The organism is Cobetia sp. 1CM21F (genome assembly GCF_023161745.1).
Classification (GTDB): domain Bacteria; phylum Pseudomonadota; class Gammaproteobacteria; order Pseudomonadales; family Halomonadaceae; genus Cobetia; species Cobetia amphilecti.
The window spans coordinates 869,521-890,216 of the sequence record NZ_JALNTQ010000002.1; the positions used below are offsets into that span (position 1 = coordinate 869,521).

Genomic DNA, 20,696 nt, shown 5'->3' on the forward strand with positions numbered 1-20,696 from the left:
TGAAGCCTTAGCCGCGATGCGGCAGATCATGATTGCGAATACTGTCAATGCGGTCTTGGCGCCGATGAATCAAGCCTTCTGCCGCCAGAGGCCACGCCCGGAAACGACAACGCCACCCGCGCACTGGCGCGGATGGCGTCGGATCAGCAGGTGTCTCTTCATCGCTCCCGGGAGCGAAAGCCAGGCCGGGAACGAAAGCCAGGCCGCAGCCGGCGCTAGATGACGCCCAGCTCGCGCAGACGCTCCTTGAGGTAGGAGTCCGCCGTGTGCTTGTCAGACAGTACCACTTCGGGGCGCGGATGCAGGAACAGCGGCAACGACAGACGTGACTGGCTGGAGCCCTCGCCGGTCGGGTTGATCACGCGGTGCGTGGTCGACGGGAAGTAGCCGCCGCTGGTCTCCTGGAGCATGTCGCCGACATTGATGACCAGCTGACCCGGATCACAGGGCACGTCCATCCATTCGCCATTGACGTCCATCACCTGCAGGCCCGGCTCGTTGGCTGCCGGCAGCACGGTCAGCAGATTGATGTCTTCATGCGCCGCGGCACGGACGGCGCCCGGCTCTTCACTGCCGGTCATCGGCGGGTAGTGAAGCACGCGCAGCAGCGTCTGACCGCTGCCCTTGATCATATTGGAGAGCGGTTCACGGTAGAGCTCGGCCACTTCGGCAGGTGAATGGGCCTCGACCCAGCTCAGAAGCTCTGCCGCGAAGGCTTCGGCCTGGCGGTAATACTCCATGGCATTCTCGCGCAGGCTGTCCGGAATCTTGCCCCACGGGTAGATGTGGTAATACTCCTTGAGATCACGCGCCGTATGGCCCTTGGCGGTCTCGGAGACATCTGCCGGGAACAGTCCATCCTGGGTCTTGGGGTCGAACCGCCAGTCAAGCTTGTCGGCGCTGGAGAAGAATTCGGCCCATTCGGCGTAGATCTTCTCGACCAATTCATGAGAGATCGGGTGATTGCGGATGACACCGAAGCCCGTCGTGCGCAGGGATTCGACAAATTTTTCGGCTGCATCGGCCGAGCGGTAATCTACGTTCTGGACCTTCATGGCATTTCCATCTATGTTGGCTCTGTGTGAGCATCCTACTTGAGCCGGAAGGAGTCGCCAATACGACAACTTTCTGTTCGAATGGAAGCGAGCACGTGCAGCCTAGGCTGCATGCGTAGGTCAAGCAGGAAAGGATGTCGTCGCTGGACGCAACGCGTCTCTCTGGTGGAATTCCCCCTAGCCGCACCAACGCACTCTGGTCTGATGGGCAGACCACCAACATCATCTCGTAAGCAAGGAAAGAATCATGGCAACTGGCACAGTCAAGTGGTTTAACGACACCAAAGGTTTCGGCTTCATTTCTCCGGACGACGGCGGCGACGACCTGTTCGCGCACTTCTCTGAAATTCAGGCAGAAGGCTTCAAGTCCCTGCAAGACGGTCAGAAGGTTTCCTTCGACGTCACCCAGGGCAAGAAAGGCCTTCAGGCCGCAAACATCAAGCCGGTCTGATCTTCTCGATCAGCCTGGTCAGGCCGCCCTCACCGGCGCCCTGATGATGGCAGCAAGATAGTCATGGAAAAGCCCGCCTTCTGGCGGGCTTTTTTGTGGCCAGGCCTTGGCCTGACCCACGCTTATCGAAGAGTCGCCATCAACAAGAACGCCGCGACCCAAAGGGGCGCGGCGTTCTTGTATCGGCGGCCATGTCACTCGCACTCAGCCAGTGACACGGCTTGCGACGGGCATCACGCCAGCATTCGCTGGCCAGTGATTACTGCTGCGCTTCGTCGATGGACTCGTTGGCATCCTGCTGCGCAGCGTTGATCTTCTCGTTCGCTTCGGCAGCAGCGTTGTCGCCAGACTGTTCAGCGGAGTCGGTCAGCTCGGCAGCCTGCTCCTTGGTGGATTCATAGGCGTTCTTGGCAGCATCGGCAGTGGCGTCAGCAGCGTCGTTGACACCTTCCTTGGCGGACTCATAGGTCTCGGAAGCAGCGTTCTTGGTCGCGTCGAGGGCGCTTTCGCTCTCGGCGGCAGCTTCATCGCCCATGGCATCGGCGGATTCGGCAGCGTCGTCAGCCATGCTGTCGGCCTTGTCAGCAGCGTCATCCATCTCTGCAGCCGCTTCGTCAGCTGCCTCGTCCATCTTCTCGGCAGCGGCGTCAGTCGCTTGATCGGCGCTCTGTTCAGCCTGCTCGGCAGAGGTCTCGGCGTTCTGGGCAGCTTTGTCAGTATCGCCGTTATCGCAACCAGCGATGGCCAGAGACAGGCCAGCGGCCAGTGCGGGAATCATCCATTGCTTGAGTTTCATCGTCTTCTCCATGATAGGTGGGGAGTTGCCAGCCCCTGTTTCCTGCAAGTGGCATTGCAACAAAGGTCGTGTAGTCATGCAAGCGAAAGCGTGGCTTGGCGCCTGATACCCAAGATATGGTGCCAGACCGACAGCTTTTCAAGCATTCCGCCCTTTTCACAGCAGAATAGTGTTAACGAACACCATTTTCCATCAGCTACCACTAAAACCGCGCCGCGATCACTCACCGATATCTTCGTTCCAGACGTCCGGCTGCTCGCGAATGAAGGTCGCCATCAGCTCGCGGCAGCGCGCGTTGTCGACCACATCGACCTTGACGCCCAGGCCACGCAGGTGGTCTTCCGCGCCCATGAAGGTGTGGTTCTCACCGACCACGACATGCGGGATACCGTAGAGCTGGATGGCACCACTGCACATCGGGCACGGTGACAGCGTGGTGTAGAGCACGGATTCACGATAGACGCTGGCCGGCAGGCGACCGGCGTTTTCCAGTGCATCCATTTCACCATGCAACACCGTGCTGCCCTTCTGCTGGCGCTGATTGTGGCCACGACCGATGATCTTGCCATCATGGACGAGTACCGAGCCGATCGGCACGCCGCCAGCCGCATAGCCCTTTTCCGCCTCTTCAATGGCGGCCTGCAGGAAGCGCTCATGATCGGTAGTCATTGCTGTCATCGTCTTGCTCCAGATGCGGTGAATATTCAGTGGAGCGGCAGCCTACTGCCACTCACTGCTCGGCACAATACACTCAGCCCAGGCCCGCTTCGCCAGTCATCATCTGACGGGCGCGTCTCAGCCCTTCATTGCTGGCATTGGTGGGCTCACCGACTTCAGTGGCAAGCTCGCGGAAACTGCCCATGGCACCCAGCAAGGCAGAGGCCTCGTAGGGAATGAAGACGCGATCACCTTCGCGCGCCATGTCCGGTAGCACCTGCAGATATTTCTGGCCCAGCATGTAGCCGACCACCAGCTGCGGGTCTTCCGCACCGATGGCATCGCGCAGCTGATAGATGGCCTGACGCTCACCTTCGGCGCGCAGAATCGCGGCCTGCTTGTCACCCTCGGCGCGCAGTACCGAAGACTGCTTCTCGCCCTCGGCGGTCGCGATGGCAGCTTCGCGCTGGCCATTGGCCTCGGTCACCGTGGCGCGACGCTTGCGCTCGGCCGCCATCTGCAGCCGCATGGCGTCCTCGACTTCCTCGGGCATGCTGATGTCCTGGATCTCGACGCGCGTCACCTTGACGCCCCACTTGTCACCGACTTCATCCATGGTGATCTGCAAGGCGTCGTTGACCTCCTTGCGGCTCTCGAAGAGCTTGTCGAGCTCCATGCGACCGATCTCGGAGCGCAGGCTGGTCTTGGCCAGGACCTCGACGGCCTGGGTGAAGTTCTCGACTTCATAGACGGCGCGCTTGGGATCGACGATCTGGAAATAGAGCGCGCCATTGACGGTCACGGTGACGTTGTCCGTCGTCACCACGCTCTGGCCGGGGAAGTCCATCACCGTCTCACGGCGATCGATGCGCGTCTCCTCCACCACCAACGGCAGGTTGTCGCCCTTGACCTCACGATAACGGCGAATGGTGATGGAGCGCGGCTTGTCGATGAACGGAATCACCAGATTCACGCCGGATTCCAGTGTGCGGCTGTAGCTGCCGAGGCGTTCGATGACGACAGCTTCTGACTGCTGGACGATCATCAATCCCTTTGCCAGCAGGATTACCACCAGCGCCAGTATGAAAAGAATGATGATGAGTCCCGGACTGATAATCATATTGCTCAACTCCCTTGAACTGGGCCGTATGCGCAAGCCCTTGTGAGATATCCGATCACGCTTGACCCGCTACCACCACGACCGCGCCGTCGAGCCGCGATCTCATGGTGTCTTTGTGCCACTTTCCTTCGAGACAGGCTCGACACAGACGGTGATGCCTTCAACGCTGACGATCCTGACCGTATCCCCCGCTGCCGGCGGCGTCTCCCCCTCCCAGCGTAGCGGATACTCATTGCCTGACACGCGCACGGCAGGTTTGCCACCGTTGCCGATGATCACCTTGGCCAGCTGCCCGGTCTCCGCGCCGCTGCCCAGGGTGCCGTAGGGCGTCTTGGGCAACAGATAGGGATGGATCTTGCGCACGAACAGCGGCACCAGCACCAGGGCCGTGATCGCGACGCTGATCAACTGGATGTTTAGTCCCGCCCCCAGCCCCGCCGCCAGAGCGCCCCCGAGGGCACTGACACCCAGTGCCAGCAGCACGAACTGCGCGCCCAGCAGCTCAAGCCCCGCCAGAATCAGCGCGAGGATGACCCAGATATGCCACGCCGCCAAACCGACCATGCAATCACTCCCTGAGGTCCTGACTCCCGCCCTGCGCGGCCGAGAGATTGGAAGAATACGCTGCCACCAACGCAACGAGCGCAGCCTGAGTAAACCTCAGACTGCGCTCGTGTACCAGCCAGCCCTCATGGCTCAGCCAGCGCTCAATAACCCATCTGCGAGCTCATGAGTGTGTCAGCAGGGCGGCGCCCTGCGGGGCGACCAGACGCAGAGCGCCGGGAATCAGCTGGAATTCGCTGTTCTCGATCAGGTAGCTCTCGCCATCGAGATTCACCGGCAGCGACTCACCACGATAGTGCAGCGCGTCAGTGCGCACATACCGCACGAAATGGCCGTTGTCGGGGAGCGACTCCAGCTCCTCGATCACCTCACCCACGCGCGCGATGGGGAAGTCGCGGATCACCAGCACATCGAAGCAGCCATCATCGAGCAGCGCCCGAGGCGCCAGCTCCTGACCGCCGCCCGCCTGACGACCATTGCCGATCGCCAGCACGAACAACGCCAGCTCCTCCTCCACCCCGTTGAGGGTCACGCTGCCACGATAGGGGCGGAAGTCCCACGCCTTGAGCACACCCATCAGCGAATAGGCCCCGCCACCGAACAGCTTCTTGAGGCCACCGGGCGTCGAGCGCGTCACCTCGGCGCCGAAACCTGCCGAGGCCATGTTGAGGAAGTAGGCATCATCCAGCTGCACCACATCGACGGCTCGCGCCGCCCCTTCGCAGGCCAGCGCCAGCGATTCCGTCACCGGCTCGGGGATGCCGAGCGAGGTCGCCAGGTCATTGGCGGTGCCCAACGGCAGGATCGCGACTTCCGGACGCTTCGCGAGTGGATGCTGCATCAATGCATTGGCGATCAGATTGAGGGTGCCGTCACCGCCGCCAACGACCAGCCGCGTGACGCCTTCATCGACCGCCTCGCTCACAAGCCTCGCGACGTCATCTCCCTCGAAGGTCAACCGCACTTCAAGCCCTGCCATACGCTCACGCTGAGCGAAGATGGCCTCACGCAGCTCCGGCTGCTGAGCCTTGTCCCCGTTGAGTATCACGCGCACACGCGCCGCTGATTCCATGGTGCCTCCTTGGCGACATGCGGATCGAGCGACAAGCATACTCTGGTCAGGTGCCTTCAATGAACCATCTCTGCCCTGCGACCCGCCTCTGTCGCCAGCCAGCGAATCCTCCATGCCCGGCCAGTCCCACCGGCCAGTCGCAATGCGCCGTCGCACCGGGCAGTCTTACCGACTAGACGCCCGGCTGACGTCGCGCGCCCAGCAGCAGCAACGGCAGCACCATCACCACGCTGATGAGCAGCAGACCCTGCTGAGGGGCGAGCGGCGTATTGAGCAGCGCCGTCGCCACCACTGCCGAGCCGCCGAGCTGGATGCTGCCGAGCAGCGCCGCCGCAGTGCCGGCACGCTCAGCGAAGGCCTCCAGCGCCAGGCTTGATGCCGCCCCGAGCGCCAACGAGAAGCCGACCGACAGCACTGCCACCGGCACCATGAAGGCAGCGGCAGACAGTGGTAGCCAGGCGAAGGCCGCGCCCTGCATCAGGCCGGAGAGCAGGATGATCGCCAGCCCCAGGCGCACGGTGGGCTGACGGCCGAGGCGCGTGATCACGCGCGGTGCGAAGAAGAAGGTGATGATATTGATCACGGCATTGCCGCCGAACAGGGCACTGAAGACCAGCTCGGAGTGACCGAGGCGCTCGACCAGCAGCTCGGAGGACGACGAGACATACAGCAGGATGGCGCTCATCGCTGCCATCGCGACCAGCGCCTGATACAGGAAGCGCCAGCTGGTCAACACGGGGCGGTAGCGCGCCCAGTTGTACAGCGGACGCTCCACGACCGTCGTGGCCGGACGCGTCTCGCCGAAGCTCTTCCACGCCATCAGGCCGACGCACAGCGCGAAGGCGGCCATGAACAGGAAGTTGGAGCGCCAGCCGAACTGCACCGCCAGCAGGCCGCCCAGCACCGGCGCCAGCGCCGGAATGATGCACAGCGCACCATTCAGATAGCTGTACATCCTGGCGCCCTGCTCCGGCGTGTAGCAGTCACGCACGGCCGCGAAGGCCACCGTCACCGTGGCGCACGCTCCCAGCCCCTGCAGGATACGCCCGAGATACAGCATGCTGATGTCCTGTGCCAGCACGGCGACCATCGCGCCGACGAGATAGACCGTCGCGCCACCCAACAGCGCCGGACGTCGTCCGTAGAGGTCCGTCAACGGGCCGACCAGAATCTGCCCGACACCCACAGCGCCCAGAAACAGCGTCACCGTCATCTGCATCACATCGGTGGGCTGGGCGAATTCACGCGCCATCGCCGGCAGTGAGGGCAGATAGATATCGATCGCCAGCGGCGAGAACATCACGCAGCCTACCAGCAGCAGCAACAATAATCGTGCGTTGGGCATGGGCCTTGCGGCAGCAGAGGAAGACACGGACATGGATAATCTCGAGAGTCAGAAGCCAAGGGCGGCCCGACAGAGGGCCATCAAGAATCCGCAGAGCCTAGCGCCTGCGACTTATGAAGCAAAATGATATTATTTCAGGCCTGATATTCTACTGGAGAAACTCATGAGCGCGACAGCCCCGCAGACACCCGCAAGGCCGGTTGCCGCCCAGTCTCCAGCCGCGTCTTCGCTGTCTGCGTCTTCGGGCTCAGCGCCAGCGACCACGCCCTTCAACACGCGCATCGACCTCAATCTGCTGCAGGTGCTGCAGGTACTGCTGGAAGAGTGCAGCGTGACGCGCGCGGCGGGCCGTCTGCACCTCTCGCAGTCTGCCGTCAGCAAGAGTCTGGCACGCCTGCGCGTGATGTTTGATGACGCCCTTTTCATTCGCGAACGCCATGGTCTGCGCCCCACGGCGCGGGCCCTGTCATTGCGTGGCGAGCTGGCCGAGCTGCTCTCGCGTCTCGAGAACCTGAGCGCCCCTGCCACCTTCACCCCCGCCACCAGCCAGCGGCGCTTTCAGCTGGCGGTGCTGGAAAGCGCCTGGGCGACCCTGATGCCTTCCTGCACGCGGGCACTGACCGATGCGCTGCCGCATGGCAGCCTCGAGATCAGCCGCTGGCAGGCCGATTGCCTGAGCCTGATGGAAAAGGGCCAGCTGGATATCGGGCTTGCCGGACACGATCACAGCGCCGAGACCCCGGGCGAGCCGCCTGCCCTCCCCGCTGGCTTCCAGTCGCGCCTGCTGTGGCGCGACGACCATGTGATTCTGGTGCGGCGTGATCATCCGCTCACGCGGCGCCAGACACCGATGACGCTGAGCGAATTCGCGGCCTTGAGTCATGTGCAGGCCACCTGCGAGGGGCGCTCACGCTGGTCGCTGGATGAGCGGCTGGAGCAGCACGGCGCACCACGCCGCATCAGTGTGCTGGTGCCGGATTTCCGCGATGCCCTGAGCATCGTCGCGCACAGCGAGCTGGTGTTCTGTGCCCCCAGAAGCTTTGCCCAGGCCAGCAGCGAGCTGCATGGGCTGGCGATCCTTGAGCTACCGATGCGCCTGCCCGCGCTCAGCTACCGCTTGATCTGGCATGCCAGCCACGAGCAGGACCCCGGGCACCGCTGGTTGCGACAGTCCCTGCTGACGCATATCCGCAACGCGCATGGGGAAGACGCCGAGGCCGCTGAGCTCTAGAATGGCCCCATTGTAAATTCGCCACCCGCCCTGCGGCACTGGCGCCGATACCCGCACGTCCCATGAGGTTCTGCCATGCGCTCCATCATCCGCCTGTTCTTCCGCACCCTGCGTCTGGTGCTGGCTCCCTTCATGCTGCTCAGCGAGAAGCTGACCCGCGGCAGCGCGCTCGAGCGCAGCCCCGCCCAGCAGGCCGAGGTGGATGCCGAGACGGCCAAACTGGCGCTGTATCAGTTCTCGACCTGCCCGTTCTGCATCAAGGTGCGCAAGCGCATGCATCAACTGAACCTGAACGTCGAGCAGCGCGACACCCAGCACAACGCCACTCACCGCCAGGCCCTCGAACAGGGTGGCGGTCGCGTCAAGGTGCCGTGCCTGCTGATCACCCATGACGATGGGCGCGAAGAGTGGATGTACGAATCCGACACCATCAATGCCTACCTGCAGGAGCGCTTCGGCAGCGCGGCCTGACAGGATACCGGCTGATACGACGCAGACCGCAAGAGGCCGCTCTCATGAGCGGCCTCTTGCGGTCTGGTGAGCGCGATCACGCGCACTTGGGGGTCTCTCTTCTGCTTACCGTCTTGCCCACCTTCTGCCTCTCATCAGGCCAGCGCCTGCGAGACGGATGCCCGCTTGTGGCGAGCCGCCTGGCGCATCTGATCCATCGCCCACACCATCGCCAGCGTCAGCGCGACGGCCCCCAGGGTATGCGCCAGCGCCAGATCCAGCGGCAACCACCACAGCACATTGGCGATCCCCAAGCCTGCCTGCACCAGCCAACACCCCAGCGCCCAGCGCCAGGGGTTGTCAGGCGCCGCCTTCCGCGCCGGCAAGTGGCGGCGCTGGCGCCAATACAGCGCCAACAGCACCGCCCCCAACAGCACGGCCCCGCCACGGTGCGCCATGTGAATGGCCGTGCGTGCCTCACCATGCAGCTGCCCATGCAGGTAGCTGGGGCCGACATCCTGGGTCAGGTGGAAGCCCTCTCCCCAGTCCATCGCCGGCCATGCGGCACCATTGCAGGCCGGGAAACCTTCACAGGCAAGCCCGGCATAATTGCTCGAGGTCCAGCCCCCCAGGGCCAGCTGCCCCAGCAGCAGAGCCGCGGCCAGAGCGGCCAGCCAGGGCTGACGCCGGATGTGCGCTGCATCAGCGCCCGCCGTGTGTTGCCCAGCCGTCACCTTGAGGTGCGCCGCCCGCCGTCTGAGTGATAGCCACAGCAACAGCAGCAGACTCAACACGCTCAGGCCGCCCAGCAGATGCAGCGTCACCACCTGCGGCCACAGCTTCAGCGTCACGGTAAAGGCCCCGAACGCGCCCTGGACCAACAGCATGCCCAACAACAGCCAGCAGCCGGCCAAGGGAAAACGAGTGCGCGCCTCCTCGGCCCAGTGATCAGTCACCCTTGCCTCGCCACTGCCACCCTCGAAGGTCTGCGGCTGATGAGCCTCCCGACGGCGTATCCGCCAGCCCAGTGCGAGCAATGCGATGGCCGCAAGCCCGAGCAGACTCGCCGCATAGCGATGGATCATCTCCGCCCACGCCTTGTAGCCTTCAAGCGGATGATGCGGGCTATGCAGACTCGCCGTCTGGGCATCCGGCACGACCAGGGCGCCATAACAGCCCGGCCAGTCGGGGCACCCCAGACCGGCGTCCACCAGCCGCGTCCAGGCTCCCAGCCCGATCACCAAGATGACCAATCCCAGCATGCTGGCGACCAGTCGCTGACTGCTGCGCCACAGGCGTGCCGTCACCCGTCGGCTCGTCGCCTGCCGGGCGGCAGGGCCATGCACCAGATCAGACGTCAGCTCAGGCGTCGCCATCGAGAAGGCCTGCGCAGCTGAGGCTTCATCCGTGGTGGCGTGGCGCAGAAATGGCGGGCGAGGCAGCAACGCCGCCCCTCGTTGGCGAGCTCGCGAGACGGCGCAGGCCCGCGGTGGATAGCGCTTCTGTATGGCGAGGCGAGACATGGCATATCTCCCTGGTGAAGCGAAAGAAGATCACGCGCGGCCTGGCGAGGCCCGTCCTAACGAGGTGAAACCTGGCGAGGCCCGACCTGGCGAGGCGCGACCTATCGAGGCCCGACCGGATTACGCTTGAGCAGCCGGCGCACATCCTTCATCACGGCCTGCGGCGTGATCTCGGGCCCGTAGGCGACCACGACCTGCCCGTGAGGGTCGATCAGGCGCAACTGGTGCGGCGCGGAAGCGGTGTCGTTCGGCGCCGGCCAGCGCCCGAGCGCCCGTTGCTCACCCGGCACCTGGGGATGCACAAAGGCCTTTTCAGCCACCACCAGGCGGCCCAGGCGTGGCGCCTCCTTGCCAAGCGCGCGATGCAGGCGCCACCAGCGCTCGGCCTGCGCCGCGGCCAGCTGCGGCTGGTTCGGCTCCGGCCAGCTGAGCCAGAAACGCTGTTCATCCGCGCCTCGGGCGGCCAGCGGCGGCATGCCGGGGGCCTCCTTCGCGCCAACAGCGCCGTCAGTCGCGTTTCCTGTGGCGTTTCCGGTGACGTTGTCAGTGGCGTTCTCTGTCACGAGGTAGTCGAGCGACCAGTCCGTGAGCGGCTTGACCTTTGGCAACAGGGCACCGTTTGCCACCCGTCCTTCGGGAATCCCGACCTGTGCGCTCAGCATGGCCCACGCCAAGGGCAGCGGGGCGGACAACAGCCCCAGCAAGGCCACGAGTTTCAGACGCTGTCGCATCACGTGTGTCATCGCTCTCCTCCTGACGACGGCTTCCCTGCTTGCCCGGGTGTTCGGACAACAGACTCAAGACACAAGCACCGGGCGCTAGGCCTGGCGCTGACGTAGCGCGGACTGACGTTGACGGCGCGCACCCAGAATCATGACCACCGCCGCTCCCAGGCTGAGCCCCAGCCACTGCAGCGCATAGGCGTAATGGCGCTCGGGCGTCATGTTGCTCGGCTGCCACCAGGGCAGGAATCGCCCCTCCCCGCTCGTCTGGTGCAGGACACCCGCAAAGGCCGGTGTGCCCAGCGCCTGCCAAGCGCTCAGATCGACCTGCTGCAGACGCTGCCCCTCACGGTTGGGGCCGAACAGTGGGCCACCGCTGTTGCCCTGACCGTTCAACCACTGCCAGCGACCACTGATCACCCCGGAGCCTGTCGGGGTCGTGAAGTCCGGGTCGCTGCGCGGGGCCGGCGATGCCACGAAGCCGCGCTCCACCAGCCACCAGCGGCCATCCAGCGTTCGAAAGGGCGTGAGCACCGCCACGCCATGGCGCTTGTCCAGCGTGCGGTTGTCCAGCAGCAGGCTGTGTTCCGCGAGCCACTCGCCGCGCAGCTCGATCAGGCTGGCACTGGCGGGCGGTGCCGTCGGCATCACCAGCTCCGGCGCGCTGGCGGTATCCTCCAGATGCTGGGCACGCGCCTGGCCACGCATCACCTGCCAGCTGCACAGACACAGACCGAGCACGATCAGGCATCCCCAGAACAGCCACCAGCCGCGTCCGACCTGGCGCTCCTGCGTCGGCGCCGTTGAAGACCCCTGCGCCGCTGGCACTGACTTGCGCTTGTCAGCCGGATGAGCTCGACTGTCACAAGCGAGTGCCGCGCTGTGCTCACCCGCCACTGTCTGCGCCCCGGGAGGTGACATGCTGCTCAAATCGCTGATCGCACTGGTCTTTATCGGCATGCTGGCAAGCCTGGTCGCCGGCGCCGGTTTTCTGCTGCGCGATGGCAGCCGCAGTCGACGTCTGCTGACCTCTCTCAAATGGCGGGTTGGCCTGGCAGTGTGTCTGGTGATTCTGCTGGTCATTGGCTTCTCCACCGGAATGCTGGACTGACATCGCGCCGCGTGCTGTCAGAACACATAGACGAACAGGAACAGACCGATCCACACCGCATCGACGAAGTGCCAGTACCAGGCAGCCGCTTCGAAGGCGAAGTGACGTTCACTCGAGAAGTGGCCGCGTATCACGCGCACCAGCATCACGATCAGAATCAGGGTGCCGATGGTGACGTGCAGACCATGAAAACCGGTCAGCAGGAAGAAGGTACCGCCATAGACCCCCGCCTGCAGCGTCAGCCCCAGGTGGTGCCAGGCCTCGTAGTATTCGATGCCCTGCAGGGTCAGAAAGCACAGCCCCAGTACCACGGTACCCGCCAGCCAGTTGCGCGCCGTGCGCCGAAACTCCATCTTCAGCGCTTCATGCGCCACCGTCAGCGTGACGCTGGAACTGACCAGCAACAGCGTGTTGGCCAGCGGCAGCTGCCAGGGCGACAGCAGCTCTCTGGGCCCGGCGATGCTGGCATCCGGCGGCGTCATCAGGGGCCAGCTGGCGGTGAAGTCCGGCCACAGCAGCGCCGTCACTCCCTTGGCGCCCTCGCCATCGAGCCAGGGCAGCGCGAAGGTTCGCAGATAGAACAGCGCCCCGAAGAAGGCCGCGAAGAACATCAATTCCGAGAAGATGAACCAGGCCATGCCCCAGCGGAACGAACGGTCCATCTGGTCATCGTAGAGGCCGCCCATCGACTCGCGGACCACATCCCGAAACCAGCCCGCCATCACCAGCACCACGGCCAGCAGGCCGATGCCTGACAACCAGGCAGCGCTGCCGTGCACCATCCAGATTCCGGTCCCGATCATCATGCCGCCCACCGCCAGCACGCCGAAGATGGGCCAGGCACTGTGGGCCGGGACGTAATAGCTGCCACTGCTCATGTTTCACCTCCTGCAGAATTCTCTGCACCATCGTCCCCCGCGGATGACGGCGTCGTGACCGGATAGAGCGTGTACGCCAGGGTCAGATCACGAATGCCCTCCGGAAGGTCAGGGTCAACCTGAAAGACCAGCGGCAGCTCGCGCCGCTCGCCTGCTGCCAGCGTCTGCTCCTGGAAGCAGAAGCACATGATCTTGCGCAGATGCAGTGAGCCCTCGGCAGGACTGACACTGGGCACCGCGCGGCCACGCACCGGGTAATCGGCGTGATTGGTGAACACGAAGCGCGCGCTGTACTGGCCACCGGGGTGGATGCGGAACTGCTCATCCAGCGCCTCGAGTGTCCACGGCAGGCCCTGCCCCTGCTGGGTGATGAAGCGCACCGAGACCCAGCGGCTCTCGTCGATCTCCATGGCCACCGCGGCCCTGGCCTGACTGGCGGCCTTGCCATTCAGGCCGGTGAGATTGCAGAAGACGTCATAGAGCGGCACCAGCGCGAAGGCGAAGCCCAGCATCGCGACCAGCGCCAGCAGCGTGCGCCGCACGGTGCGTGCCACTGCCTGTTGCTGTGCTGCGTGATCGCGTGAGGGCATGTCACTCTCCTGGCCGCTGTCCATCGCTCAGCGGATGATCTGGCCATCGCGGGTCTGCGGAGGAATCTCGAAGGTATGCAGCGGCGCCGGGCTCGGCACGCTCCACTCCAGGTCCACCGCCCCCTCCCAGGCACACGCCGGCGCCCTGACACCGCCGCGCGCGCACTTGACGATCACGACCAGGAACAGCAGCTGCGAGATACCGAACAGGAAGGCGCCGATGCTGGACAGCATGTTGAAGTCGGCGAATTGCAGCGCGTAATCCGGAATGCGGCGCGGCATGCCGGCCAGCCCCGAGAAGTGCATCGGGAAGAAGGTCAGGTTGACGCCGATGACCGACAGCCAGAAATGCCACTTGGAGAGCCCCTCGTGGGGATAGAAGCCGGTCCACTTGGGCAGCCAGTAGTAGGCTCCGGCGAGAATCGCGAACAGCGCGCCGGGCACCAGCACATAGTGGAAATGCGCCACCACGAAGTAGGTGTCGTGGTACTGGAAATCCGCCGGGGCGATGGCCAGCATCAGGCCCGAGAAGCCGCCGATGGTGAACTGGACGATGAAGGCGATCGCAAACAGCATCGGGGGCTCGAAGCTGATGGAGCCGCGGAACATGGTGGCGATCCAGTTGAAGACCTTCACGCCGGTCGGCACCGCGATCAGCATCGTCGTGTACATGAAGAACAGTTCCGCCACCAATGGCAGGCCGACGGCGAACATGTGATGTGCCCAGACCAGGAAGGACATGATCGCGATGGAGCCGGTGGCGTAGACCATCGAGGCGTAACCGAACAGCCGCTTGCGCGAGAAGGTCGGCACGATGGCGGACACGATGCCGAAGGCCGGCAGGATCATGATGTAGACCTCGGGATGCCCGAAGAACCAGAACAGATGCTGGAACAGCACCGGGTCGCCGCCACCAGCGGCATTGAAGTAGCTGGTGCCGAAGTTGATGTCGAACAGCATCATCGTGATGGCGCCCGCCAGCACCGGCATCACCGCGATCAGTAGGAAGGCGGTGATCAGCCAGGTCCAGACGAACAGCGGCATGTCCATCAGGCGCATGCCCGGGGCACGCAGATTGAGGATGGTGGCGATGATGTTGATGGCGCCGAGAATCGAGCTGATGCCGGCGATGTGCAGCGAGAAGATGAAGAAGCTGGTCGAAGGCGGCGCATAGGTGGTGGACAGCGGCGCGTAGAAGGTCCAGCCGAAGTTGGGGCCACCGCCCTCCATCAGCAGGGTGGAGAGCAGCAACAGGAAGGCGACCGGCAACAGCCAGAAGCTGAAGTTGTTGAGGCGCGGCAGCGCCATGTCGGGCGCGCCGATCTGCAGCGGAATCATCCAGTTGGCCAGCCCGGTGAAGGCCGGCATGATGGCGCCGAACACCATGATCAGCCCGTGCATGGTGGTCATCTGGTTGAAGAACTCCGGCTGCACCATCTGCAGGCCGGGCTGGAACAGCTCGGTGCGGATCACCAGCGCCATGATGCCGCCGATGAACAGCATGCTCAGCGAGAAGATCAGATAGAGGGTGCCGATATCCTTGTGATTGGTGGTCAGCAGCCAGCGCAGCATGCCGCGCGGCGAGCTGCCGTGGCCCTCGCCCACATGAGCGCCGCCTGCGGTGGCCCCCTCGCTCTCGCTGGCCTGAAGTACCGCCTTGCGTGGCTGTTCACTGGCCATGACACGCCTCCTGAATGCGTCGCTTGCACGCTATTGAGACAGCTGTTCCTTGATGACGGCTGGCTGCACCAGCTCGCCGGTATCGTTGCCCCAGGCGTTGCGCTCATAGGTGATGACAGCCGCCAGCTCGACCGGGCTCAGCACATCTGCGAAGGCCGCCATGGGCGTGCCCGCCTTGCCGTTGACCACGATATCGATGTGCGCCTGCATGTCCTGGGTGACGATGGCGCTGCCCACCAGCGAGGGGAACGCCGGCGGCATGCCCTGGCCATCCGGCTGGTGGCAGGAGGCGCAGATGGTGGCGTAGGTCTTCTCGCCCTTCTCCATCAGCTCCTCGAGACTCCAGTCACGACCGGCATCGTTGAGCGCGGCCTCGGCTTCGGCCTTGCGCGCGATCAGCCACTCATCGAACTCGGCCTCCGGTAGCGCCTCGACCACCACCGGCATGAAGCCGTGGTCCTTGCCGCACAGCTCGGTGCACTGGCCACGATAGGTGCCAGGGGTCTCGATACGCGTCCAGGCCTCATTGATGAAGCCGGGAATGGCGTCCTTCTTGACGCCGAAGTCCGGCACCCACCAGGAGTGGATGACGTCGGCGGAGGTGGTCAGGAAGCGCACCTTGCGATTGATGGGCAACACCAGCGGGTTGTCGACTTCCAGCAGGTAATGCTCGCCCTTGGCGGCGGTGTTGTTGATCTGCTCGCGCGGGGTCGCGAGGCTTGAGGTGAAGGCGACATCCTCGCCCAGATACTCGTACTGCCAGCGCCACTGATGGCCGGTGATCTTCACGTCCAGCGCCGACTCGGAGGCGTCGTACATGTCCTTGAGCGTGGCGGTGGCAGGCACCGCCATCACCACCAGAATCAACAGCGGGATGGCGGTCCACAGAATCTCGATACGGGTGTTTTCATGAAAGCTTGCCGATACCGCACCGCGTGACTTGCGGTGCTTGATCATCGCGTAGCCCATCACACCGAACACCACGATGCCGATGACCACACAGATCCAGAAGATGATCATGTGCAGCGAGTGGATCTCGCGACTGACCGCGGTGACCCCGACCGGCATGTTGTATTCGACTGCCAGCACCGAAGGGGAAAGGGCTGTCAGTGACAAGGCCGTCAGTGACAGGGTCGTCACTGTACGTCGCAAGCGCAGACGCATTGGCCTGGTGACACGGGAAAGGCATTCCGCGATCCATGACATCGGCGCCTCCTTGTCATTGTTATCGAGAGCCTCACCCAGATGACGGCGCTGAGCGGCTCCCCGTGCTCCGACTTGCTTCGAGTATAGAAGAGCTTGGCGGAACACAAGGTCGCGTGGATCAACCCACTGATACTCCTTGGTCGCAAGGCAGAGCGAGGCAAAAACGGCTACCCCGCGCGTGATGCCGCCTGAGCACAAGGCAGCGGCGCGCTTCTGCGTTCAGTCCACGCAGAGAGGCGGCGTTTCAGGAACGTCCTGCAGGTTTGCTGGCGACATGCCGGCGCGAGTCGGGGCGACCAATGGCGAAGTTATATGCGCATTTATCGATGTTAGCGTCACGCCGATCTGCACCAATGTGTTGAAAATCTTGCTTGAAAGCCCTGACGCAAGGTCTTGCTCGGCGGGCGCTCGACAGCGGCAGGCCGACCTGACAGCCAGCACACGCCAGCACGCCCTACTCAATCCATCACCACGCCACTCGGAATCTGCCATGAACGCCATCTGGCTTGCCCTGTTCGGCTGCGTTGCCTTCGCCATCGGCTATCGCTTCTATTCCCGCTTTTTGGCCGAACGCATCTTCCGCCTCGACCCGAATTTCGTGACACCAGCCCACGCGCTGCGCGATGACACCGATTACCTGCCGACCAATCGTTGGGTGCTGTGGGGCCACCATTTCACCTCGGTGGCGGGCGCAGCCCCCATCGTCGGCCCGGCGATCGCCGTCTACTGGGGCTGGCTGCCGGCCGTGCTATGGGTCGTGCTGGGCAGTCTGTTCGCGGCAGGCGTGCATGATTTCGGCACCTTGACGCTGTCGGCGCGTCATCGCGGCCAGTCGGTGGGCACCCTGGCGGACAAGCTGATCGGCAAGCGTGCCAAGCTGCTGTTTCTGTTCATCATCCTGATTCTGGTCTTGATGCTGAACGCGGTATTCGCCTGGGTGATCGCCAATCTGTTCATCAACTTCCCGGCCAGCGTGCTGTCGGTGCTGATCCAGATTCCGCTGGCGGTATGGATCGGCCATCGCGTCTATCGTCGCGGCGGCAAGATGTTGATTCCCTCGCTGCTCGCGCTGATGGTGATGTATGCCGCCGCCCTGCTGGCGGGCCAGTTCGAGTTCCTGCAGATCGATCTGGCCGGTGCCTTCACCGCCATGGCCGGTGGCGAAGATGCCACCCTGCTGTTCGGCCTTTCGCCCATCTCCAGCGCCTTCCTGGTATGGATCATCGCGCTGATGAGCTATGTCTACATCGCCTCGGTATTGCCAGTCTGGAAGCTGCTGCAGCCACGCGACACCATCAACTCTCACCAGCTGGTGGTCGGGCTGGTACTGCTGTATCTGGGACTGGCCGTAGGTGGCCCGCAGCTGACGGCGCCGGCCTTCAACGCCGATGCCGAGATGTCCTTTTACCCGCTGCTGTTCATCACCATTGCCTGCGGCGCCATCTCGGGCTTCCACGGCCTGGTCGCCTCCGGCACCACCTCCAAGCAGCTGTCCCATGAACCGGATGCGCGCCTGATAGGTTACTCCGGTGCGCTGGGCGAAGGCATGCTGGCGCTGATTTCCATCATCGCGGTGGCGACCCTGTTCGCAACCCAGGCCGACTTCACCGCAACCTATTCAAGCTTCGCCGCGGCGGGTGCCAATGGCCTCTCGAGCTTCGTTCAGGGATCCGGTCAGCTGATCTCGCACCTCGGCCTGCCCGCCAACGTCGGCAGTACGCTGGTCGCGGTCATTGTGGTCAGCTTCGCGGCGACGACGCTGGACTCCGCCGTGCGCCTGATGCGCTACATCATCGCGGAACTGGGCAGCGAATACGGCGTGCCGGCGCTCAGCCACAAGCATGTCGCCACCAGCATCGCCGTCATCGCCAGTGCCGCGCTGGTCATCCTGCCGCAGGGGCCCAAGGGCTTCGGTTCCGGCGGCTACCTGCTGTGGCCGTTGTTCGGCACCAGCAATCAGCTGCTGGCGGGCATCTCGCTGATGCTGGTCTCGGTGTGGCTCAAGCGTCAGGGCCGCCCTGTCATCTATACCCTGGCCCCGATGGTCTTTTTGATGATCATGACGCTGTGGGCGATGGTGCAGCAGGTGGTGCTGGATTGGTCGGGCATGGGCAGCAACGACCCGCAATGGCTGCTGTTCACCTTCGGCAGCCTGATCATGGTGTTTGCGCTGTGGATTCTGCTCGAGGCCAGCCGCAGCCTGAAGTCTCCCGCCCGGGTGAGCGCTCATGAGAGCTGATGACGATACCCGGTTGGCGTCATCACCACGCCAGCCGGGACTGACACGGCGCCTGCTGACAGGCGCCATTCAGCTGCGGGATGGCTGGGAGGCCATGCTGCGCGTCAACCAGCAGCGCGATCTGGCGCAGCTTGCCCGTGAGGAGGAGGACATCTTCATGATGATGAGCTTCGCGGAGCTGATGGGCATCCCCAATCCGGCGCCTGCCGTCTCCCTGGAGATGCTGCCACTGATGCTGGAACGCATGCATGACTGGCACCTGCGTCAGGGGCTTGAGCATTCACCGCTGGAGGGCATCAAGTGCTGTTGAGCAGGCTCTGGAAACGCGCGGCATCCCGCACGGCGAAAGATACGGCTGGGCCGGAAAGCACTCGGCCGTCAGCGGCTCACGAGACTCACGAGACTCACGAGGCTCACGAGGCTCACGAGGCTCACGAGGCTCACGAGGCTCACAAGGCTCACGAGGCTCACAAGGCTCACAAGGCTCACACTCACCAGTCTGGCCGAGCGCCGGGGCAAGCCGAGATATCCAAGCACCCCGAGATCTGGTTCTTCGGTGGCAAGGGCGGTGTCGGCAAGACCAGCTGCGCGGCGGCCCAGGCGCTGGCACTGGCGGAGAAAGGCGAAGCGACCCTGCTGGTATCGACAGACCCCGCGCACAATCTCGGCGACCTGTTCGGTGCGATCGGTGGCAAGCCCTGCAACATCGCGCTGCGCCTCGACGTGATGGAACTGGACCCCGAACGGGAATGCGACCGCTACCTGGAGGCGGTCCGCCAGCGGATCGCCCCCCTGGTAAGTGGCGAGCGCAGTGCTACCGTGATGCGCCAGCTCGAACTGTCACGCCACGCCCCCGGCACCAGTGAAGCGGCGCTCTTCGATGCGCTGGTGGAGATCATCCTGACTCCGCCAGCCCCGCTGGAAGATGAAGCCCCACACTATCGCCATATCCTGTTCGATACGGCGCCCAGCGGGCACACCATTCGCCTGCTGAGTCTGCCCGAAGTGCTGGGCGGCTGGCTGGAGGGCATGCTGGGTCAGCGCAGGCGCGCCATCGCCGAACGCAGCCTGTGGCTGGACAGTCAGCAGGCATCAGAGACGCCAGGCGAAGAAGCGCCGGAAGACCCGATCAGCGAGGCGCTGGAGCAACGCCGTACGCGCTACGCAGCATTGCGTCAGCGCTTGAGCGATACCCGCAAGGCGCGCGTGATTCTGGTCAGCACGCCGGAGAAGCTGCCGTGTCTGGAGACGACTCGAACACGAGAGGCGCTGGAAGCTCATGGTCTGGCCGTCGGCGGCTTGATCATCAATCAGTGCCTGCCGGAACCCGCCGCGCAAGGGGCTGGCAGCCCCCCCTCAACGCCCCACGAGCCGCAGGCTGACTGGGTCGCGACCTGGCGAGAACAGCAGCAACACTGGGCCGCCAGACTGGAGGAGGCCTTCGCTGATCGCCCATGCGTGCGTCTGCTGCGCCAACCACAGCTGCCGGAGGACCGCGCAAGCCTTGCCCCGCTGGTGGCACAGTTCACTGCGTTCCGCCCCTGGTCACCCACCCCTGCCGCGTCCTCTTGCGGTTGCGCTGCTCCCGCCAGATGACTCGAGAGGTCGCCATGCGCTTCAGCCCATCAGTGCTTCAGACCCTCAGCCCCCTCAGCACTTCCGCTCTCTCACCCTCCCGCTTTCCCGCTCTCCCGACCTCACGCTGATCCGCTGATCCGTCATGTGCTGGCGACATGCATTTGCGTACAGGGCCGGGGAGTTCATCATTCAGACACTTCGATCTGATAACTTATTCAGAATTTGCGCATATTGATGCACCATCACTGCCCCGGCCTCACCTGACTTGCACACACACCTTGAGTGAGGCGAGGCATGTGCACGCCTGCGGACATGGCAAGCGAATTGCATTGTCTTGCATCCCCCTCCATGAGGTTCAAAATGCTGCTCACATGGCAACAATCTGTTGCAACAAGGTGCGCAATAACTGCACAAAACAACCATACAGT

The 20,696-nt window shown here is 63.9% G+C and carries 21 protein-coding genes; 7 read left to right on the forward strand and 14 right to left on the reverse strand.

From position 1 onward, the window contains the following. Window positions 1–215 precede the first annotated feature (215 nt). Window positions 216–1,055: a 2OG-Fe(II) oxygenase family protein gene (locus MSG32_RS09395; RefSeq protein WP_248379252.1), complete on the reverse strand. Its 840-nt coding sequence runs from the start codon at window positions 1,053–1,055 to the stop codon at window positions 216–218. Between the two features lie 247 nt (window positions 1,056–1,302). On the opposite strand from MSG32_RS09395, the gene MSG32_RS09400 reads away from it, so the two are divergent. After that, window positions 1,303–1,506 carry a cold-shock protein gene (locus tag MSG32_RS09400; RefSeq protein ID WP_043335501.1) on the forward strand — a complete coding sequence of 68 codons (204 nt, stop codon included), beginning with the start codon at window positions 1,303–1,305 and terminating at the stop codon, window positions 1,504–1,506. A 259-nt stretch (window positions 1,507–1,765) separates the two neighbouring features. On the opposite strand, the gene MSG32_RS09405 is transcribed toward MSG32_RS09400, so the two are convergent. The 6 genes from MSG32_RS09405 to MSG32_RS09430 all read right to left on the reverse strand — a co-directional run bounded on the left by MSG32_RS09405 (window position 1,766) and on the right by MSG32_RS09430 (window position 7,093). After that, on the reverse strand, window positions 1,766–2,302 hold the full coding sequence (locus MSG32_RS09405; RefSeq protein ID WP_248379253.1) for a hypothetical protein: 537 nt from the start codon (window positions 2,300–2,302) through the stop codon (window positions 1,766–1,768). Between the two features lie 219 nt (window positions 2,303–2,521). Next, window positions 2,522–2,971 (reverse strand): nucleoside deaminase, encoded by a 450-nt coding sequence (locus MSG32_RS09410; RefSeq protein WP_107336621.1) that lies wholly within the window; start codon window positions 2,969–2,971, stop codon window positions 2,522–2,524. A gap of 82 nt (window positions 2,972–3,053) precedes the next feature. Further along, window positions 3,054–4,079 carry an SPFH domain-containing protein gene (locus tag MSG32_RS09415; RefSeq protein WP_043337056.1) on the reverse strand — a complete coding sequence of 342 codons (1,026 nt, stop codon included), beginning with the start codon at window positions 4,077–4,079 and terminating at the stop codon, window positions 3,054–3,056. 102 nt (window positions 4,080–4,181) lie between these two features. Then, window positions 4,182–4,643, reverse strand: a complete 462-nt coding sequence (locus MSG32_RS09420) for an NfeD family protein (protein WP_248379254.1) — start codon at window positions 4,641–4,643, stop codon at window positions 4,182–4,184. Window positions 4,644–4,806: 163 nt separating this feature from the next. Next, a complete protein-coding gene (yegS, locus tag MSG32_RS09425; RefSeq protein WP_248379255.1) occupies window positions 4,807–5,715 on the reverse strand; it encodes a lipid kinase YegS in 909 nt (302 codons plus the stop codon). Window positions 5,716–5,887: 172 nt separating this feature from the next. Further along, entirely contained in the window at window positions 5,888–7,093 is a 1,206-nt protein-coding gene (locus MSG32_RS09430) for a multidrug effflux MFS transporter (RefSeq protein WP_225347735.1), read from the reverse strand. 130 nt (window positions 7,094–7,223) lie between these two features. On the opposite strand from MSG32_RS09430, the gene MSG32_RS09435 reads away from it, so the two are divergent. Together MSG32_RS09435 and MSG32_RS09440 are read left to right on the forward strand one after the other, a co-directional pair. After that, window positions 7,224–8,291 (forward strand): LysR family transcriptional regulator, encoded by a 1,068-nt coding sequence (locus MSG32_RS09435; protein WP_248379256.1) that lies wholly within the window; start codon window positions 7,224–7,226, stop codon window positions 8,289–8,291. A 75-nt stretch (window positions 8,292–8,366) separates the two neighbouring features. Further along, window positions 8,367–8,762 (forward strand): glutathione S-transferase N-terminal domain-containing protein, encoded by a 396-nt coding sequence (locus MSG32_RS09440; protein ID WP_043337063.1) that lies wholly within the window; start codon window positions 8,367–8,369, stop codon window positions 8,760–8,762. 134 nt (window positions 8,763–8,896) lie between these two features. On the opposite strand, the gene MSG32_RS09445 is transcribed toward MSG32_RS09440, so the two are convergent. The 3 genes from MSG32_RS09445 to MSG32_RS09455 all read right to left on the reverse strand — a co-directional run bounded on the left by MSG32_RS09445 (window position 8,897) and on the right by MSG32_RS09455 (window position 11,907). Further along, on the reverse strand, window positions 8,897–10,264 hold the full coding sequence (locus tag MSG32_RS09445; RefSeq protein ID WP_282460323.1) for a COX15/CtaA family protein: 1,368 nt from the start codon (window positions 10,262–10,264) through the stop codon (window positions 8,897–8,899). A 101-nt stretch (window positions 10,265–10,365) separates the two neighbouring features. Next, window positions 10,366–11,007, reverse strand: a complete 642-nt coding sequence (locus tag MSG32_RS09450) for a hypothetical protein (RefSeq protein ID WP_248379257.1) — start codon at window positions 11,005–11,007, stop codon at window positions 10,366–10,368. Between the two features lie 75 nt (window positions 11,008–11,082). Then, window positions 11,083–11,907, reverse strand: a complete 825-nt coding sequence (locus tag MSG32_RS09455) for an SURF1 family protein (protein WP_248379258.1) — start codon at window positions 11,905–11,907, stop codon at window positions 11,083–11,085. Here MSG32_RS09455 and MSG32_RS09460 point away from each other — a divergent pair. Then, window positions 11,906–12,097 carry a DUF2909 domain-containing protein gene (locus tag MSG32_RS09460; RefSeq protein ID WP_043337068.1) on the forward strand — a complete coding sequence of 64 codons (192 nt, stop codon included), beginning with the start codon at window positions 11,906–11,908 and terminating at the stop codon, window positions 12,095–12,097. The genes MSG32_RS09455 and MSG32_RS09460 overlap by 2 nt on opposite strands. A 17-nt stretch (window positions 12,098–12,114) precedes the next feature. Here the strand turns inward: MSG32_RS09460 and MSG32_RS09465 are convergent, their stop codons facing one another. From MSG32_RS09465 to coxB, 4 genes are read right to left on the reverse strand one after another with little or no spacing between them, the layout of a single operon-like run. Next, window positions 12,115–12,975 (reverse strand): cytochrome c oxidase subunit 3, encoded by an 861-nt coding sequence (locus MSG32_RS09465; protein ID WP_131431479.1) that lies wholly within the window; start codon window positions 12,973–12,975, stop codon window positions 12,115–12,117. Beyond that, window positions 12,972–13,565, reverse strand: a complete 594-nt coding sequence (locus MSG32_RS09470; protein ID WP_248379259.1) for a cytochrome c oxidase assembly protein — start codon at window positions 13,563–13,565, stop codon at window positions 12,972–12,974. The genes MSG32_RS09465 and MSG32_RS09470 overlap by 4 nt, the downstream gene beginning before the upstream one ends. A gap of 27 nt (window positions 13,566–13,592) precedes the next feature. Then, on the reverse strand, window positions 13,593–15,245 hold the full coding sequence (ctaD, locus tag MSG32_RS09475; RefSeq protein ID WP_248379260.1) for a cytochrome c oxidase subunit I: 1,653 nt from the start codon (window positions 15,243–15,245) through the stop codon (window positions 13,593–13,595). Between the two features lie 30 nt (window positions 15,246–15,275). Continuing rightward, complete coding sequence (gene coxB / locus MSG32_RS09480) at window positions 15,276–16,451, reverse strand: cytochrome c oxidase subunit II (RefSeq protein ID WP_248379261.1); 1,176 nt, start codon at window positions 16,449–16,451, stop codon at window positions 15,276–15,278. 490 nt (window positions 16,452–16,941) lie between these two features. Here coxB and MSG32_RS09485 point away from each other — a divergent pair, with 490 nt between their 5' ends. Genes MSG32_RS09485 through MSG32_RS09495 form a run of 3 tightly spaced genes read left to right on the forward strand, consistent with a single transcriptional unit; the run spans window position 16,942 to window position 20,286 of the window. After that, window positions 16,942–18,690 (forward strand): carbon starvation protein A, encoded by a 1,749-nt coding sequence (locus MSG32_RS09485; RefSeq protein ID WP_248379262.1) that lies wholly within the window; start codon window positions 16,942–16,944, stop codon window positions 18,688–18,690. Continuing rightward, window positions 18,680–19,000, forward strand: coding sequence for a cory-CC-star protein (locus MSG32_RS09490; RefSeq protein WP_199852375.1), 321 nt, complete (start codon window positions 18,680–18,682; stop codon window positions 18,998–19,000). Before MSG32_RS09485 ends, MSG32_RS09490 begins: the two co-directional genes overlap by 11 nt. Beyond that, on the forward strand, window positions 18,991–20,286 hold the full coding sequence (locus tag MSG32_RS09495; RefSeq protein ID WP_248379263.1) for an ArsA family ATPase: 1,296 nt from the start codon (window positions 18,991–18,993) through the stop codon (window positions 20,284–20,286). Before MSG32_RS09490 ends, MSG32_RS09495 begins: the two co-directional genes overlap by 10 nt. Window positions 20,287–20,696 lie beyond the last annotated feature (410 nt).